The sequence below is a fragment of the Ruegeria sp. genome (genome assembly GCF_965199275.1).
Lineage (GTDB): Bacteria > Pseudomonadota > Alphaproteobacteria > Rhodobacterales > Rhodobacteraceae > Ruegeria.
Window position 1 is genome coordinate 536,328 of the sequence record NZ_CBDAQX010000015.1, and the last position, 16,173, is coordinate 552,500.

Here is a 16,173-nt window from a genome sequence, read left to right on the forward strand (position 1 = left end):
TTTCCAAAAGCGCGCCCAGTCCAACAGGGAGGAGAAAACTCGCGTTCTCAAATACACATAAGCTAGTTCATCAATGAAAGTAGATTGGCCGATTCTGTTGGGGTAGTCTGTGACTCGGGTTACATATCGAGCAGTTTCTGGGTTGGTTCTGCCGAACTTGTCAAAGCCTAACGACGAGCGAACAGGTAGATTCTCGACTAACCCGCGTTTGAAGGCGTTGCCACGCTCGAGGCCACTTCAACTTGCTTTAGTGCATTGGGGACGAACAACTCACTAAACCCGGCAATGAAACCAAACAGCAAGTACGTCCATGGTTTCAGTGCGGGCTCTATAGATGCAAGCAGCCAATCACCTGAAATCAGGAATATAGCGACGCCTGCCGCTATTACCCCGATAGGGATACGGATGAAACCCGTATAGACCATCTCCCAAAGGGAAACGGAGTGATCCACCCGTATGCTGCTTACGGACCCGGAGACGGAAAAAAACGCACCAATTGCACCCAAAGCTAGAATATCCAGTGCGTGGACGTTGAACGATTCTGATGAGCCAGCCACCAATAGATTTGAAAACGGCCCTGAAAATCGCAGAGCAACCCAAAGTATCAATATCGCGAAAAGTGCGAACAAATTTCCCTGTACATAGCGCATCCGGTTCTTACTGTCGCGAAGCTTTGTAATGTGGTTGCGAACGTGATTGAGAAGCTCTTTTGCAACTTTCTGGTTGCCCTCGTAGGCCATTTCCATAGCCCGAGCCATCATCTCAGTCGCCCTTCTACGGAGAGAATTTGAGCTTCCAGTATCGAGACTGCCAGACCTACATATGCTATCGACTAAGTCACAAATATAGGCCAATTCGCCTGCAACGCTACTAAGGTTTGCACGGAGCTCTTTTGCGCACTCGTAGTCCTCGGGAAACTTCGTTCGCAACCAAATATGATCCAAGCGGCGCCCTTTTGCGCCACCAAAGACGCCGCTCTTGGAAGTTTCACCCGCATCTTCGGCAACAGGGTCAGACCCGTCGGTCACTTCCTGCACAACCGAGTAGATTATGAATCGGTCAGTTCCAATCAAGACACGGTCTACAGTGTCACAAAGTGGATCTTTTTCGCCTTTCCTTATACGTTCAGATTCCGCGATTTGGCACTTATCTACATTACAAATACTATTTTCGGCTGCTTCCTGGGGCAGCCCAGAATGCTCGTTCATTGGAATTTTCCTATCGTATTCTTTGAACTCAAATCTAAGGTGTATTGTACCACAATCCGCGGTTTTTGCACAGTAGCCGCATTCCACGATAGCGAGAGGCAGAACTCCGCATTGACCCTTTTTTGGTTTCTGCTGAGCGTTTTCGGTGCTGATACATCAAAACGAATCCAACGGCCTTGCGCCCTAAGTCAACGCACAAATTGACAGGGGATTGATATGCGGCCGTGCATTTTCCGACTATGAAGAAGTTGAAAAATCGCCTTCTATTTGCGACAGTTTAGCCCTGTTATTTGCTCCTTTTTCTTCACGGTTGATGCCATGGCTGAAGAACTTACCAACCAAATAGAACTGCGGCGTTTGGAACTTGAAGCCGAACGTGAAATAAAGCAGCTCGAAAACGAAGCTCGCGCACGAGAAGCAGAAGCCGGAATAAAAAAGGTAATATTCGGGACAATGATTGTTGGAATCGTTGCCGCTCTATTTCCCTTTCTCAGCGCACTGGCCGAGCTGTCAACTACAAAACAAATCGAGCGCATCAAAGCGTCAGCGCAGCTGCAAATTGCTACGGAGAAGAACAAGTTGGACAAAGAGCTTGCGAGAACACAGGCCGAGCTCCAACGAAAGAGTGACACACACACAAGATTGGAAAGCTTCGCCAATGAGGGACGTGCTGCTGACATAGACAAAAGGATTGTGTTAGCGCAGTACTATTCACATCTGACTATCGACGAAGAGGACAGGACCCGCTGGGTGACATTCTTGAAATTCCTTGAAGACTTAAAGTCGGAAGAGCGGCAAGCAAAATTGAGTTTGCAAAGAGCTTCAAGCCTAGAAGAGCGAACCGAAGCACGCGATAAACTTCGCAGCATACAGTCGATAACAAGAACGACGTCTTCGTTTGAAGACAAAGGTGAACTTCGCCGGTCTGAGTTTGTTCTGGAGCTACAACATTTGACGTTTACCGAGCGTTGCGCTGAAGAAGTTTTTGCCAATCGGGACAATTCAAAGATGGGTAGTTGGTACAAGGACGGAATTTTTGGCCCATTTACGGAGAGATGCGTCATGGCAGCCCTAGGTGAAATTGACTTTCTTCCTGAATTGCATGACCGGCAGGCTCTTTTTTTTACTCATGAGGGTCGGAGTGCTCTTATCTCTGCTTTAAGGGGCGAAATGCCGGTAGAGCGCCTCAAAGACTTAAAATGGGAAGACAGTAGCCGTGTTTTCCGCGACGACCCTCTCGTGACACAGTGTCTTCGTTTTGCATGTCAGGAAAGTAGATTGCTTGTGCTGCCAAGTGCATACGATCCCTCAGAAGCAGCTAGTCAAAGTCTATTGCAAAACGATCAACGTTGAACCAACAAAGCCGCGAAACCTGAGAGTCTCTCGGAACACCGCCAGCAAAAGACATCAGCAACCACAACAGACTCTAAGACTATCATGGGGTCCTTGATCTACGCGGTGCCAAGTAATTGAGCTGGTACATTAGGTATACAAACCGAAGTGAGGTCTTCAGATCTGAGGTGTGGGTGTAGAAAAGCGTGCAATTTTGACCCCCTAAGCGGGGAAATCGGCGTCCAAATTTGACCCCTCCCTATGGTTGTAGACATCCTTTTCATTGAGCAGTCGATGGAGAGGCAAGCGGGATGATTTGCGTGGAAACTATTAGAAAAGTGCGTCGCTTACACCTGATCGAAAAAAAGAGCATCAAGGAAATTTGCCGTTCGCTCAATTTGAGCCGTGCAACGGTTCGAAAGATAATCCGATCGGGAGTGACGGAGTTCAAATATGAGCGCAAATCGCAGCCATACCCGGTGCTCGGGCCTTGGCGCGCGCGTCTGGATGAAACGCTTGAGGAGAACGAGGCGCTTCCGAAGAAACACCGCAAGCGGATGACCAAAATCTGGAAGGAACTCTCCGATGATGGTTTTGGCGGCGGGTATGACAGTGTTCGACGCTACACAAAGAATTGGCGCATTGCGCACGGCCGACAACAGGCGCAGGCGTTCATCCCGCTGATCTTTGATCCTGGGGAGGCGTACCAGTTCGACTGGAGTGTGGAGACGGTTTTGATGGACGGTGCACTCACGACCGTGAAGGTTGCCCATTTCAAACTTTGCCATAGCCGCATGCCATTCTCCATTGCCTATCCGCGCGAGACGCAGGAGATGGTCTTTGATGCCCACGACGAGGCCTTCAAATTCTTTGGTGGAGGCTGCATCAACGGGATCTACGATAACATGACGACCGCCGTCGATGCGATCCTGTCGGGCAAGGAAAGAAAGTTCAACAAGGCATTCTCCCGGATGTGTTCTCATCATCTGGTGAACCCGATCGCCTGTACGCGCGCGGCCGGTTGGGAGAAGGGTCAGGTTGAGAATCTGGTCAAGGAGAGCCGCGCCTATAGTTTTACACCGCGTCTGGAGGTGGCCGACTTCGATGAATTGAATGCCCGGCTGCAAAAAGACGCGATCAAACGCGCAAAAGAACTGCGGCATCCGGAAAACCTGGAGGTGACGGTCTGGGAGGAGTTCCAGCAGGAAAAGCCGCTGCTGACGCATCTGCAGAAGCCCTTCGTCGGGTTCCGTGAAAAGACGGTCGCCGTGAGCCGAACCTGCCTGATCAACTTCGAAAGAAACAAATACAGCGTTGAGGCAAGAGCTGTTGGACGTCAGGTCCAGTTGCAGGTCTACGCCACGCGGATTGTCCTGCGCCAAGACGGTGAGATTGTCGGAGAGCACGAACGGTGCTTCGGCCGAGGAAAAACGATCTTCAACCCTTGGCACTATGTGCCCGTCCTCAAGCGCAAGCCTGGCGCTCTGCGCAATGGAGCACCGTTCCGTGACTGGGACCTACCACCGGCAATGACGCAGATCTGGACCCATCTGCGGGGCACATCCGACGGAGACCGGCAACTTGCCGATATTCTTTTCGCTGCTTACCAGCACGACATTGATGTGGTCGAGGCTGCCTGCGAAGAAGCTCTAAAATCTGGCCTGCGCAAGGCCGATGCGATCCTGAACATTGTCTCTCGGCGCACCAATCCCCCGCCGCCAAAGGCGATTGAGCCGCCTGCCCACCTGCAGCTGAAAATGGCACCGATCGCGGATTGCGCTCGCTATGACAGGCTTGGAGGCTCCCATGCAACTGCGTAAGGAAATTCTCGAACTTGCCCGTCAACTGAAGTTGCCAGGCATCGTCAACTGCTTTGACGAAGTGATGCAGGCCGCAGCCAAAAACAACTGGCGGCCCCAACAGGTCGTGGCCGAACTCCTCACGGCCGAACTGGCCGAAAAGACTGCGCGCTCGATCCGGTATCAGATGGGTGCCGCAAAGTTCCCGGTCTGCAAGTCCTTACCTGAGTTCGACTTCACGGTCAGCCCCGTCAACGAGGAAGTCGTGCGCAATCTTCATGACGGCGATTTTATGGACCAGGCCAGGAATGGCGTGCTGGTCGGTGGAACCGGATCGGGCAAAACGCATCTCGCAACAGCGATCGGGGGCCACGCGGTCAATAACCGCCGGCGGGTCAGGTTCTTCAGCGCTGTGGATCTCGCGAACAAGCTGGAGGCTGAACATCGCGAAGGCAACGCCGGGCGGCTCAGCGAGCAGCTGATCCGCGTCGACCTCGTGATTATAGACGAACTCGGTTATCTGCCGTTCGCAGAGTCTGGTGGACGATTACTCTTCCATCTCATCAGCAAACTGTACGAGCGAACGTCTATTCTGCTAACAACCAACCTCGCATTTGCTGAATGGCCGAGTGTGTTCACAGATGCCAAAATGACCACTGCTCTCCTGGATCGACTGACACACCATTGCGATATCATCGAAACCGGGAACGAAAGCTGGCGAATTAACCACCGCGACTAACCTCGAAATCGGGGAATAAATTCAAAACAGACAGCAGGTCAAACCTTCAGTCGAGCTACGCTCTCTTTTCCTGACTTCCGACATTTTTTCGTATAAGTCATTGATATTATTATGCCTTGGTTGCCAAAAGGCACTACACGGACTTTTTTCGCCAGCGATTGTTTCGGAGTGTTGAGGGAGCTCAGGCTTTGGTCTGGCCAGTTTTTCGGGTGCGCCCGGGGGGTATCTTGAAAGGGGCTTCGTTCCAGGTCAGGCCGACGCAGGTGAGGATGCGTCTGGCATCGACCGTGGCATGGCTTGGCATGCCGTAGCGGTCAGGGGTGCCTTTGTGGCGCAGGATCGAGAGCTGCAATGCGTTCAACTCGTTGCGGATACGAGCCGGGCTCATCGGGTGTCCGAGCAGGTCCAGATGCTTGCGCAGGTGCTGCAGGCAGCAGAAGGCCATGTAGCAGATGGCGATATGGGCCCGGACCCGACGCGGCGACCAGTGATAGATGGGCCGGATTTTCAGATCGTGCTTGTTGGTGCGGAAGCAGGCTTCGATCTCCCACAACTGGTGATAGCGGGCAATGACGTCCTGTGCCTCCAGTTCGTCCGCACCATGAACAACAATGGCATGCAGCCCGTCCCATTGTGCCGCTGCCTTGATCTTTGCATCATCCAGCGTGACGTCCCCGCTGTCGGGGAAGGCCAGGAAGCGGCCATATCCCCGGCTGCTGAAGCTGCCGGGTTTGCGAGAGCGCTTGAGCTTCTTGTGCAGCTTTTCGATTGCCTTGTCGCGCTTGTGGGCATCATTGCGTGCCCGGGTGGGTGACCAGGTCACAATGACCCGCGCTCCCTCCTGGTCGATCACCTTGTACCAGCCCTTCTCGGTTGCCTCTTCAGAACCGTGTCCAGCCCAAGGCTGGCGTCCCTCCGGGCTCAAAATGTTCGCCTTCACGGCGGCCGGGGCGGACTTCATGCGATAGCCGAGGATGTAGGGCAGACCCTTGTTCTGCAACATCTGCTGGTTGTCCTTGCTGAGCATGGCGGCATCGGCCACGAACGTGACCCTGGCCACGTCGAAGCGTCCCTCCAACGCCTTCAGCGCAGCTTCCAGCGTATGACCTTCCCAGGTGTTTCCCGGGAAGAGTTCATAGCCCACAGGCAGCCCATCGGAGGTGACGATCAGCGCCAGCATGACCTGAGCGCGGTGATGCTTGCCATCCTTGCTGAAGCCCTTGGCCAGAAGATGATCCTGCTCGACCCCGTCCGCATCCTCGGCCGGGTCCTCGCGCTCGGTGTCAAAGGCCAGGGTCGTGCAATCGTAGAACAGCACGGTCACTGGCCCGCCCAGCAACTTCTCTGCCGCCGCGTGAGAGGTTTTGCAAATCCCGTCTATCACCGGCGTATTGATGTAATCCATGCTCCGATAGACCACGTCCAGATTGAGCGTGATGCCTGCCTGGTTCTCCAACGCCTCCACGGTCGCGCGCTTGCTCTCGGGCTGTGCGATCCGCGCCATAACCAGCTCTTTCACAATGCGATTGGCACTTTTACGCGCCGCCCCCAGAAGGGCCCCCCAACCCAGTTGGTCATACATCGTCCCCATGACATCCCGCAGACCCAGAGAGACCCGCGCCTCCTCACGGCACTCGGCAAGATCAACGCCAAGCTTGTCCGGCCGCGGAGCGCGGCGCACCAGCGCCTGCAGATCGGCATATTCCGTGGGCGTGAACAGTTCCATTTGCGGCGAGCGATCAATGCGTAATTGCTCCATCAAGCGGCCCGCCAGACGCTTGATATCCTCAATCTCGCTGTCGTTATGGGCCACACCCACATGGCGCAGGATCTTCTGGCGTACCTTGGAGCCGGTGCGGACGGATTCAACGATCTGGATCCGTGTGCGGTTGAGCTTTGCGTCATGTTTGGTGCGGATGAACATGGGCGAAGAGGTTAGCCATCTGAAGGCCCATGTCAATACTTTTTATAATAATGGGGCACTACAACGCGCCTCTGAGCAACCACACCTGAAAACAAACCAAAAACCCAGTCAGATCAACAAAAAGGTCGGAAGTCAGGAGCTGGAGGCTGAACATCGCGAAGGCAATGCCGGGCGGCTCAGCGAGCAGCTGATCCGCGTCGACCTCGTGATTATAGACGAACTCGGTTATCTGCCGTTCGCAGAGTCTGGTGGACGATTACTCTTCCATCTCATCAGCAAACTGTACGAGCGAACGTCTATTCTGCTAACAACCAACCTCGCATTTGCTGAATGGCCGAGTGTGTTCACAGATGCCAAAATGACCACTGCTCTCCTGGATCGACTGACACACCATTGCGATATCATCGAAACCGGGAACGAAAGCTGGCGAATTAACCACCGCGACTAACCTCGAAATCGGGGAATAAATTCAAAACAGACAGCAGGTCAAACCTTCAGTCGAGCTACGCTCTCTTTTCGGTTTGACCTGCTGTCCACCCCCTCCTGAATCAACCTAAACACGACCCCCTCAACGCCCCTCTTAGCTCCAAGGGGGGTCAAATTTGGACGCCGATGGGGGGTCATTATTCAATGCCGATTGACACTATGGTATTCGATCTGAACACTTATCTTTCTGAGATACGCCAGCAAACTCCCCCCAGAAACCGCTTTGAGGTTGCTCAGGATGCATACCTTGCCAACCGTCGACGCACGCTGGTGCTTGAAGCCAAAACGGCACGCCAGCACAAACGCAAACAAACAACTATGTTCCTTCGGAGCAGAATTGCACTGATTTTGAATGCTTTCGCAATAAAGCTGCAATGCACCGCCGAACGATTGCATTCGAAGCACGTTTGAGCCATGTCCCAATCAGCCAACGGCTGCAGCTAATATCCCTTGTCACCTCGATAGTAGACATTGGTGCAATGCGCCGCATTCTCCGCTTTGGGCTCGGAGCGATCGTTCGTCGAATTGTGGTGAGTAACAGCACTGCGGACTTAGCGGGCGGCTAACTTTCGCTCTGCATTCAATTTAGTGAACGCGTCGAGCGTCCATTTGATCCCGTCAGTAGGTGAAACAGATGGGTAATCCGCCAAGAAATCGCGGATTGGCTGGTCACTCAAGTCAGCTGGGACAGGCAAGGATGTTCCGGAAGTTGTCATGCCATGATCGGGAGCGAGCTTGGATAGGACTTCCAACCCTTCTTCAACTGACATGCAAGTCCCGTTGAGGTCAAAAACGAGTGCTTCTTCTCCGTCGTTGCACACCGCTGCTATGAATGCAGCCGCTGCTTCACCCGCGTAAAGCCAGCTAATCGGTCCGCCATATGAGACTTGGAACGCTTCCCCCATTGCTACATGAGCCATTCCAACAGTGAATTCGGAAGTCATGCCCTGGTCTCGTCCCACACCATAAACAACATTTGGTCTGATGCCGATGGAGGGTACTCCCCAGTCCAGCCAATACACTTTGGCGGTGTATTCATTCGCAAGTTTGTAAGCGCCGTAAAGTGTGGCAATCGTTGGTCCTACAGGTGGCATACCATGAATTGCTGAGGAACTGGCATAAGCAAGCTTTTTAATGCCATTGTGACGCGCCGCTTCGAGTACATTTATCGTGCCTTCGACATTGACTCGAGCCCCTCGCGCTGGGTCGGCTTTGCAGAACGGGATCATAAGACCGGCGAGATGAATAATGCTTGTGATGTTTTTCGTTTTGCAAAAGTTGCTGAGAACTTCCCCGCCTGTAACATCCAAGATCTCCCAAACGACCGCGTTGGCTTCTGCTTCTCCAATCAACAAAGACAAGCGTGAGCGATTGTCCTCCAAGTCGCAGGCGATGACTGGAACACCGGATTGATGGAGTATTGCGACCACCCAAGAGCCGATGCACCCACTGGCTCCCGTGACCAAGACGGGCCCAACCACACGTGCGGGATCAACCAAGAATGGCTCCGTAAGAGACATCATTTGAGTTTCCTTTACCACCAGCGGAGCAACTATCGTCTAATTCATCAAAGCAGTCGACATATAAGTGTAAGTCCCGCTTTGGGCTCGGTGCAGACATCCGACTAGTTCTGTCAAATGACTACTTTGTGTCGGTTACCAGCCCCTGCCCAATCAATGGATCAGCTTCTGCAGCGTTTTGTCTGTTCGGATCAATTCATTGATGGTCTTGCGCAGTTCCTCAGCTTCTCTGGACCTTTGTCCATGTCTCCAGGACGGATGGTCAGGTCCTGATGCATGCCTGCCGCCTGCACCATGAACTCGGCAAACACGCCAGCCTCGAACCGCTGGAGCTTTGCACCGCTTGCCGGTGGACTTTGCCGTTGATGTGCACCTGGGCGCATCATTGAGTCTTTTCGTAGGGTCCATGAGGTTGTCGTCACTTTTTGTCATCCGACCGCCCCCCGATTTGGACATTGCCTACGATAGCCTGCCCGCCTTCTTTGACTTCAACGCGTTCAACACGAACGGTTTGATCTGCCTTGGAGCGATACCGTTTCAGGGTTTCAACCTGGTTAGTGAAGGTCCGCGCCAGCTTATTGAGCGCCCGTTCCGCCGAGTCTTGCTGCGTGAGAGTTTTTACATGGTTCAGGCGCCGCGCCATCATCATCGTCGCCTGATGGATCGCCCCCATCTGGATCGCCAGCATTTCTTCGATCTCGTCTTGCGGTCTAACCCCGGCAACAGCCGACATCACGAAGTTCGATGTTGTCTCCGAGACAGAACTGTCCTGCTGTCCGGGAGTCGCGACTTGATCCATAACGCCTTCGAAGAACGGGTAGTCTGCTGTGCCAAGCTCATGCATCGCCAACGCGCAGCCCGACTTTGGGTCTTTTCCCTTGTGCCCAACCTTGAGCCTGCGTGTGTCTTCATCGAAGTCCAACTTGAGGTCCGGCGCCCGAACGCGTGATTTCTTCCGTTCCCTCAGATCGGCAACTGCATTGGTTTCCGCTTCGGTAAGCTCGGAGTTCGTCGTCTGAAGATCATTGCTTTTGTCTTTCTGTGCCTTGCTCATGTTCGCCTCGCGTAACAGGGAGTGGTTAGTATTAGTGTTCCGTTTCAGAACCGACGGACCGGCGAGAAACCGGTCTGACGGGTTCTGAATTGGAACCTTGGAAGGTCTTTGGGTTCTCAAACGGAACCATTGAGGATGCTGACGGGTCCGTCTCAGAACCGCGTTTTGTTTTTTCGGGCTGCCAGAACCGCCAGTCATTGGTGGCTGCTTTCTTGCCGGATCGGGTCTGCGTCGCCTTGGTCGTAAACCGCCACTCATGGGCCCGACGGTGGTACCAGTTGCCTTCCTGCTCGAGCACGAGGAAGCCTTTGTCCTGTAGATCTTCGAAAGCCCGCTGAACCGTGGCCTTGCCCAGTCCGAGGATTTCCGCCGCTTCGTTCATCGACAAAAACACCTTGCCGTTGTTGCCGCCATTGAAGCGGGTGTGAAGCTCCAGCCAGAGCTTCACTGCAGGTCCAGACAGAGCCCGCCACGCCGGGGATTTGATCATGGCGTAGGGCAGAGGAACATATTGGCCCTCAACCGACCGTTTGCCCTTAGGAGATCGACGCCTACTCATCGCGACACCTCTGCTGGAAATGCGCGGGCAATGCATTCAGTTCAGGAACGTCACAACCGATGTGCGCCCGGACGAGCCGGGTTAGGCCGGATTTGGACACACAGTACCCTAGCGTGTCCCATGCTGCTCCCCCAGCGGGAAATTGGGGGCTCTGGCGCTGAAACAGCCATCGGACGCCGTCCCGACATACGGCGATGCGGTAGACACCATGGCGCAAGAGCTCGCCGCTGTAGTTGTCAGCGGTTTCTCGATGATCAGTTCGGGGAAGCGAGCATGTGTCTAGCCACCTGTCGTGTGAGGTATTGATCGACTTGGAAAGGGACATATCAGCCATGCTCGATCCTTCCTTTCCGTACGATCACCCGTTCAACCGAATGGCTCAGGGGCGACCAGTAGTACCGGCGCTCGTTTTGTCTTGTCGGCGCGGGGCATCCTGTGGCATCAACTAGACTTGCTAGGGTGGCAGTTGATGTCACTGGAAAAGCCCCATCTCCGCGCTTGGAGTTGGGGTTTTTCATTATGCAGCCTCGTTGTTGGGATCGGTGCGCCGCGCCGCAAGCCAGGCGTTCAGATCCGCGTGTAACACGCGATCCTCCGTCCGATGCGGATAAGCCGAAATCCGTGCGCAGCGGAACACCCTTGTGGTTCTCGTGTCTTTTGACCGTTACGCGCACGATCCAGCGCCGCGCATCAGAGGGATCAACAAAAAGATACAGTCCAGAACCGTCGCCATGCCGACCCAGGCCAAGATTATCTGCCAGCTTCCCGCAGATCGCAGCCATAAAAATACCACAAAATATACCACTCAATGAGATGTACTAAGGTTAACTTAGTAACGCTCAAGATGATACGATGAGATAGTAAACGTTATTTATTTATAGCTATACGGCAAGTTAGAAAGGACGCGCCAATTAACCGAAATAGGTTTATGGCGGAGACGAAGGGATTCGAACCCTCGAGACGGTTTCCCGCCTACTCCCTTAGCAGGGGAGCGCCTTCGACCACTCGGCCACGTCTCCGCCGACGGGTATATCCTTGCAAGCAACGGGAATACAAGGCGAAATTTCCATTTTGTGCATTCTTCAATAGAAATACTGAACCCATTGAAATTACGGTAAAACACCGATTTATGCGGATTTTGGACGAGACCCTGGCGATTTTTCTATGGCGTTTCCCGACGCTAAAAAACCAACTATAAGGTTCAAATCACGATAAGACTACGAATCCCCATTCTGGATCGCTGATCGTCCCGGAGAAAGAGTCATTGATGACATACCCGATCTTCTCGTTGTATGTGATGAGCGTTGGAACGCAGTAGAGAAACGGCAGCATCATTCGCGGCCTGTTGTCAGAGATTCAACTAGTCCCGGAAGACGGGGAATTTACGATTGAACTTGTTGGGGAACTAGCGGGATTGCTTGCGTTGGGAGCACCCCAGAACGAACAAAGCCGCCCTGGGGCGGCTTGTTCGACACTTTGTTCGACCCAAGTGGATTTGGGAGAGGATTTGAACCTGTGACCTTCAGGTTATGAGCCTGACGAGGTGAGGACGTTAAGCAATTGATCTGTTGGATCAATTGTAGTCTGGACGGGCTGTTTGGATTTTCTGACGCTGGTTGCGGGAGCAGGATTTGAACCTGCGACCTTCAGGTTATGAGCCTGACGAGCTACCGGGCTGCTCCATCCCGCGTCAGAGTCAGATTTGTTTCATCGTTAGAGAGACTGTGGGCTTTTGCTAGGTTTGGCGGTGACCTACTCTCCCGGGGCTTAAGCCCAAGTACCATTGGCGCGGCAGTGCTTAACTTCCGGGTTCGGGATGGGACCGGGTGTTTCACTTGCGCTATGACCACCAAACCGAGGAAAAGCCCATGTTGACTTTCTTGCTGTGCAAGAAAGCGACGAGGTGGCAGTTAGCGTATGTGCGTTGCCACTCGGTTGTGTTTTCAATCAACATCGCGGCTTGGCGCTGCGAGGCTATCCTTAGTCAAGGTCGGTGTATGCTTCTGGTTTTGATTTGTCTTTCTGTTACTGGATCAAATCAAGCCTATCGGGCGATTAGTACCGGTCAACTGAACGCATTACTGCGCTTACATCTCCGGCCTATTGACGTGGTGGTCTTCCACGGCCCTCAGGGAGACCTTGTTTTGAGGGGGGCTTCCCGCTTAGATGCCTTCAGCGGTTATCCTGTCCGATCATAGCTACCCAGCACTGCCGTTGGCACGACAACTGGTCCACCAGTGGATCGTTCACCCCGGTCCTCTCGTACTAGGGGCAACTCCTCTCAAGTCTCCTACACCCACGGCAGATAGGGACCGAACTGTCTCACGACGTTCTAAACCCAGCTCACGTACCTCTTTAAACGGCGAACAGCCGTACCCTTGGGACCTGCTCCAGCCCCAGGATGAGATGAGCCGACATCGAGGTGCCAAACACTGCCGTCGATATGGACTCTTGGGCAGTATCAGCCTGTTATCCCCGGCGTACCTTTTATCCGTTGAGCGATGGCCCTTCCACTCGGGACCACCGGATCACTATGGCCGTCTTTCGACTCTGCTCGACTTGTCAGTCTCGCAGTCAGGCTGGCTTCTGCCATTGCACTCAACGAGCGATTTCCGACCGCTCTGAGCCAACCTTCGCGCGCCTCCGTTACGCTTTAGGAGGCGACCGCCCCAGTCAAACTACCCGCCACGCAGGGTCCCGGATCCGGATAACGGACCGCGGTTAGACATCAAGAGTGCGAAGGGTGGTATCTCAAGGGAGGCTCCACGGATACTTGCGTTTCCGCTTCAAAGCCTACCACCTATCCTGCACATCACAATCCTGATGCCAGTGCGAAGCTGTAGTAAAGGTGCACGGGGTCTTTCCGTCTAACCGCGGGAAGCCTGCATCTTGACAGGCAATTCAATTTCGCTGAGTCGATGTTGGAGACAGCGGAGAAGTCGTTACGCCATTCGTGCAGGTCGGAACTTACCCGACAAGGAATTTCGCTACCTTAGGACCGTTATAGTTACGGCCGCCGTTTACCTGGGCTTCAATTCAAGGCTCTCACCTCTCCTTTTAACCTTCAGGCACCGGGCAGGCGTCAGACCCTATACGTCGTCTTGCGACTTCGCAGAGCCCTGTGTTTTTAATAAACAGTCGCCACCCCCTGGTTTGTGCCCCCAGCCCCTAGTTGCCTAGGAACCGGGCCTCCTTCTCGCGAACTTACGGAGGTATTTTGCCGAGTTCCTTCAACATCGTTCTCTCAAGCGCCTTGGTATGCTCTACCAGTCCACCTGTGTCGGTTTAGGGTACGGTCTGATGGAGGGCTATTTCCAGGAACCACTCAGCAGCCCAATCAATCCGATAAGATTGAACTACACCTGTGATCCGTCACATCCTCCTGGCCTAGGAATATTAACCTAGTTCCCATCGCCTACGCCTTTCGGCCTCGGCTTAGGGGCCGGCTTACCCTGCTCAGATTAGCTTTAAGCAGGAACCCTTGGACTTTCGGCGAGAGTGTCTCTCACACTCTTTGTCGCTACTCATGTCATCATTCTCACTAGTGATCTCTCCACCGGATGGCTCACGCCCCGGCTTCATCGAAAGAACTCAATCCGTCATTACATCCAACTGCTTACACAGCACAGATGCAAATACGGATGAGTTCTATGTCACACTACGCTCTGCTACCGATGCTTACGCATCCCTAGACTTCGGCTCATGGCTTGAGCCCCGTTACATCTTCGCCGCAGGACAACTTATTTAGACCAGTGAGCTGTTACGCTATCTTTAAAGGATGGCTGCTTCTAAGCCAACCTCCTGGTTGTTTTGGTCGTCCCACCTGCTTTCCCACTTAGCCATGAATTGGGGGCCTTAGTCGTAGGTCAGGGTTGTTTCCCTCTCCACTACGGACGTTAGCATCCGCAGTGTGTCTGCCATCTAGTACTCCCGGGTATTCGGAGTTTGGTTAGGATCAGTAAGCCTGTGGGGCCCCATTACCCATCCAGTGCTCTACCCCCCGGGGTATTCGGATGACGCTCTACCTAAATAGATTTCGCAGAGAACCAGCTATCTCCGAGTTTGATTGGCCTTTCACCCCTAGGCACAGCTCATCCCGATCCTTTTCAACGGATGTGGGTTCGGTCCTCCAGTAAGTGTTACCTTACCTTCAACCTGGCCATGCCTAGATCACTCGGTTTCGGGTCTGATCCCACGAACTCATGCGCCCTATTAAGACTCGCTTTCGCTACGCCTACACCTAACGGCTTAAGCTTGCTCGTAAGACCAAGTCGATGACCCATTATACAAAAGGTACGCCGTCAGATCTCGAGGATCCTCCGACTGATTGTAGGCGTTCGGTTTCAGGTACTGTTTCACTCCCCTCGTCGGGGTGCTTTTCACCTTTCCCTCACGGTACTGGTTCGCTATCGGTCAGCAAGGAGTACTTAGCCTTCGAAGGTGGTCCTCCGATCTTCAGACAGAATTTCACGTGTTCCGCCCTACTTAATACGTCCATCAAAGCTTCCTATACGGGGCTGTCACCCGCTATGGCCACGCTTCCCAACGTGTTCTAGTCACTTATCTGGCTCGGCTGGTCCCCGTTCGCTCGCCGCTACTAGGGGAGTATCAATTGATTTCCTTTCCTCCGGGTACTTAGATGTTTCAGTTCCCCGGGTTTGCTCTTAAAACCCTATGTATTCAGGTCTTAAGTACCTGTTTAAACCCCATATTGAGTATCTATCTCACAACTAGGTTGTGAGGGGATAACAATATGAAGCTTTCAGGTGGGTTGCCCCATTCAGAGATCCATGGATCAAAGCTTATTCTCAGCTCCCCATGGCTTATCGCAGAGTATCACGTCTTTCATCGCCTCTTGCTGCCAAGGCATTCACCAAACGCCCTTCTCGCGCTTGATTTGATCCAGAAAGAGAAAGACACATGATAGTTGTGCTACCGCCTATTCGGCTACTTGAGCACAAGTATGTCAATCGCGATCGCCCAGCTGGTAACTAAAGGCGATCTTTCTTCTGAACCAAAAGCATACTTTCCCGCCTTCCATCCTGGAACCCGCGCTGCCGATGTCGGTCGGCCCCACGCAGAGGATAGAAGACAATGCATGATCGTCAGATCATGCGGGTTAGTGTACTTGACTTGGACAACTCTGTTCGTTTCAGCCGGGATATTCAAAGAGGGACGAGGAAACATCCCTAATCAAACCTCCTCCGAAGAGGACCAACTGAGATCAACGCCTCACTCGGCGCGATCAAACAGTGTTGATTGATTTCTCTCTATACGATGTCAATGCCTCCGAAGAAGCGACGTCCAATCGGACGGTTAAGAACCAAAAAGGTGCTTAACGATCTGATCGGATAAATGGTGGAGCCTAGGAGGATCGAACTCCTGACCTCCTGAATGCAAATCAGGCGCTCTCCCAGCTGAGCTAAGGCCCCATTCAGGTGCTACGCACCCTAATCTAGTGGTGGGTCGAGGAGGACTTGAACCTCCGACCTCACGCTTATCAGGCGTGCGCTCTAACCACCTGAGCTACCGACCCAGACAGGCCGGTCGGC

9 protein-coding genes, 4 tRNA genes, 2 rRNA genes and 1 pseudogene are annotated in these 16,173 nt (G+C 53.4%); 5 read left to right on the forward strand and 11 right to left on the reverse strand.

The features are described from left to right. Positions 1–197 precede the first annotated feature (197 nt). The gene (locus ACOERD_RS13790; protein WP_419739394.1) at positions 198–1,208 is read right to left on the reverse strand and encodes a hypothetical protein; all 1,011 of its coding nucleotides are present in this window, start codon (positions 1,206–1,208) and stop codon (positions 198–200) included. A gap of 318 nt (positions 1,209–1,526) precedes the next feature. On the opposite strand from ACOERD_RS13790, the gene ACOERD_RS13795 reads away from it, so the two are divergent. The 3 genes from ACOERD_RS13795 (at position 1,527) to istB (ending at position 5,078) form a co-directional block, all read left to right on the forward strand. After that, positions 1,527–2,561 carry a hypothetical protein gene (locus ACOERD_RS13795; protein WP_419739395.1) on the forward strand — a complete coding sequence of 345 codons (1,035 nt, stop codon included), beginning with the start codon at positions 1,527–1,529 and terminating at the stop codon, positions 2,559–2,561. Between the two features lie 290 nt (positions 2,562–2,851). Further along, a complete protein-coding gene (istA, locus tag ACOERD_RS13800) occupies positions 2,852–4,360 on the forward strand; it encodes an IS21 family transposase (protein WP_419737605.1) in 1,509 nt (502 codons plus the stop codon). Next, positions 4,347–5,078: an IS21-like element helper ATPase IstB gene (istB, locus tag ACOERD_RS13805; RefSeq protein WP_419737606.1), complete on the forward strand. Its 732-nt coding sequence runs from the start codon at positions 4,347–4,349 to the stop codon at positions 5,076–5,078. Before istA ends, istB begins: the two co-directional genes overlap by 14 nt. A 181-nt stretch (positions 5,079–5,259) precedes the next feature. On the opposite strand, the gene ACOERD_RS13810 is transcribed toward istB, so the two are convergent. Further along, positions 5,260–7,002 carry an IS1634 family transposase gene (locus tag ACOERD_RS13810; protein WP_419737624.1) on the reverse strand — a complete coding sequence of 581 codons (1,743 nt, stop codon included), beginning with the start codon at positions 7,000–7,002 and terminating at the stop codon, positions 5,260–5,262. A 139-nt stretch (positions 7,003–7,141) separates the two neighbouring features. Here ACOERD_RS13810 and ACOERD_RS13815 point away from each other — a divergent pair. Together ACOERD_RS13815 and ACOERD_RS13820 are read left to right on the forward strand one after the other, a co-directional pair. Next, a pseudogene (locus ACOERD_RS13815) lies at positions 7,142–7,450 on the forward strand (ATP-binding protein); the annotation flags it as partial. A 182-nt stretch (positions 7,451–7,632) separates the two neighbouring features. Continuing rightward, on the forward strand, positions 7,633–7,899 hold the full coding sequence (locus ACOERD_RS13820) for a hypothetical protein (RefSeq protein WP_419739396.1): 267 nt from the start codon (positions 7,633–7,635) through the stop codon (positions 7,897–7,899). Between the two features lie 140 nt (positions 7,900–8,039). On the opposite strand, the gene ACOERD_RS13825 is transcribed toward ACOERD_RS13820, so the two are convergent. The 9 genes from ACOERD_RS13825 to ACOERD_RS13865 form a co-directional block, all read right to left on the reverse strand. Next, positions 8,040–9,011, reverse strand: a complete 972-nt coding sequence (locus tag ACOERD_RS13825) for an NAD-dependent epimerase/dehydratase family protein (protein ID WP_419739397.1) — start codon at positions 9,009–9,011, stop codon at positions 8,040–8,042. 415 nt (positions 9,012–9,426) lie between these two features. Beyond that, complete coding sequence (locus ACOERD_RS13830) at positions 9,427–10,062, reverse strand: hypothetical protein (RefSeq protein ID WP_419739398.1); 636 nt, start codon at positions 10,060–10,062, stop codon at positions 9,427–9,429. A 31-nt stretch (positions 10,063–10,093) separates the two neighbouring features. Continuing rightward, positions 10,094–10,621 carry a helix-turn-helix domain-containing protein gene (locus ACOERD_RS13835; protein WP_419739399.1) on the reverse strand — a complete coding sequence of 176 codons (528 nt, stop codon included), beginning with the start codon at positions 10,619–10,621 and terminating at the stop codon, positions 10,094–10,096. Between the two features lie 929 nt (positions 10,622–11,550). Then, positions 11,551–11,640: transfer RNA gene (locus ACOERD_RS13840), tRNA-Ser, on the reverse strand. Positions 11,641–12,234: 594 nt separating this feature from the next. Then, a tRNA-Met gene (locus tag ACOERD_RS13845) sits at positions 12,235–12,311 on the reverse strand. A 49-nt stretch (positions 12,312–12,360) separates the two neighbouring features. Further along, positions 12,361–12,475: ribosomal RNA gene (gene rrf, locus ACOERD_RS13850) — 5S ribosomal RNA — on the reverse strand. A 180-nt stretch (positions 12,476–12,655) separates the two neighbouring features. Beyond that, a 23S ribosomal RNA gene (locus tag ACOERD_RS13855) occupies positions 12,656–15,519 on the reverse strand. A gap of 458 nt (positions 15,520–15,977) precedes the next feature. Next, positions 15,978–16,053 (reverse strand) — tRNA-Ala (locus tag ACOERD_RS13860). Between the two features lie 27 nt (positions 16,054–16,080). Then, positions 16,081–16,157: transfer RNA gene (locus tag ACOERD_RS13865), tRNA-Ile, on the reverse strand. Positions 16,158–16,173 lie beyond the last annotated feature (16 nt).

What these genes read in the sequence shown, in the direction of transcription:
- istB (WP_419737606.1), top strand. Translation starts at nt 4,347, where the DNA reads ATGCAACTGCGTAAGGAAATTCTCGAACTTGCCCGTCAACTGAAGTTG.
- ACOERD_RS13835 (WP_419739399.1), bottom strand. Translation starts at nt 10,621, where the DNA reads ATGAGTAGGCGTCGATCTCCTAAGGGCAAACGGTCGGTTGAGGGCCAA.
- ACOERD_RS13820 (WP_419739396.1), top strand. Translation starts at nt 7,633, where the DNA reads ATGCCGATTGACACTATGGTATTCGATCTGAACACTTATCTTTCTGAG.
- ACOERD_RS13825 (WP_419739397.1), bottom strand. Translation starts at nt 9,011, where the DNA reads ATGATGTCTCTTACGGAGCCATTCTTGGTTGATCCCGCACGTGTGGTT.
- ACOERD_RS13830 (WP_419739398.1), bottom strand. Translation starts at nt 10,062, where the DNA reads ATGAGCAAGGCACAGAAAGACAAAAGCAATGATCTTCAGACGACGAAC.
- ACOERD_RS13790 (WP_419739394.1), bottom strand. Translation starts at nt 1,208, where the DNA reads ATGAACGAGCATTCTGGGCTGCCCCAGGAAGCAGCCGAAAATAGTATT.
- ACOERD_RS13795 (WP_419739395.1), top strand. Translation starts at nt 1,527, where the DNA reads ATGGCTGAAGAACTTACCAACCAAATAGAACTGCGGCGTTTGGAACTT.
- istA (WP_419737605.1), top strand. Translation starts at nt 2,852, where the DNA reads ATGATTTGCGTGGAAACTATTAGAAAAGTGCGTCGCTTACACCTGATC.
- ACOERD_RS13810 (WP_419737624.1), bottom strand. Translation starts at nt 7,002, where the DNA reads ATGTTCATCCGCACCAAACATGACGCAAAGCTCAACCGCACACGGATC.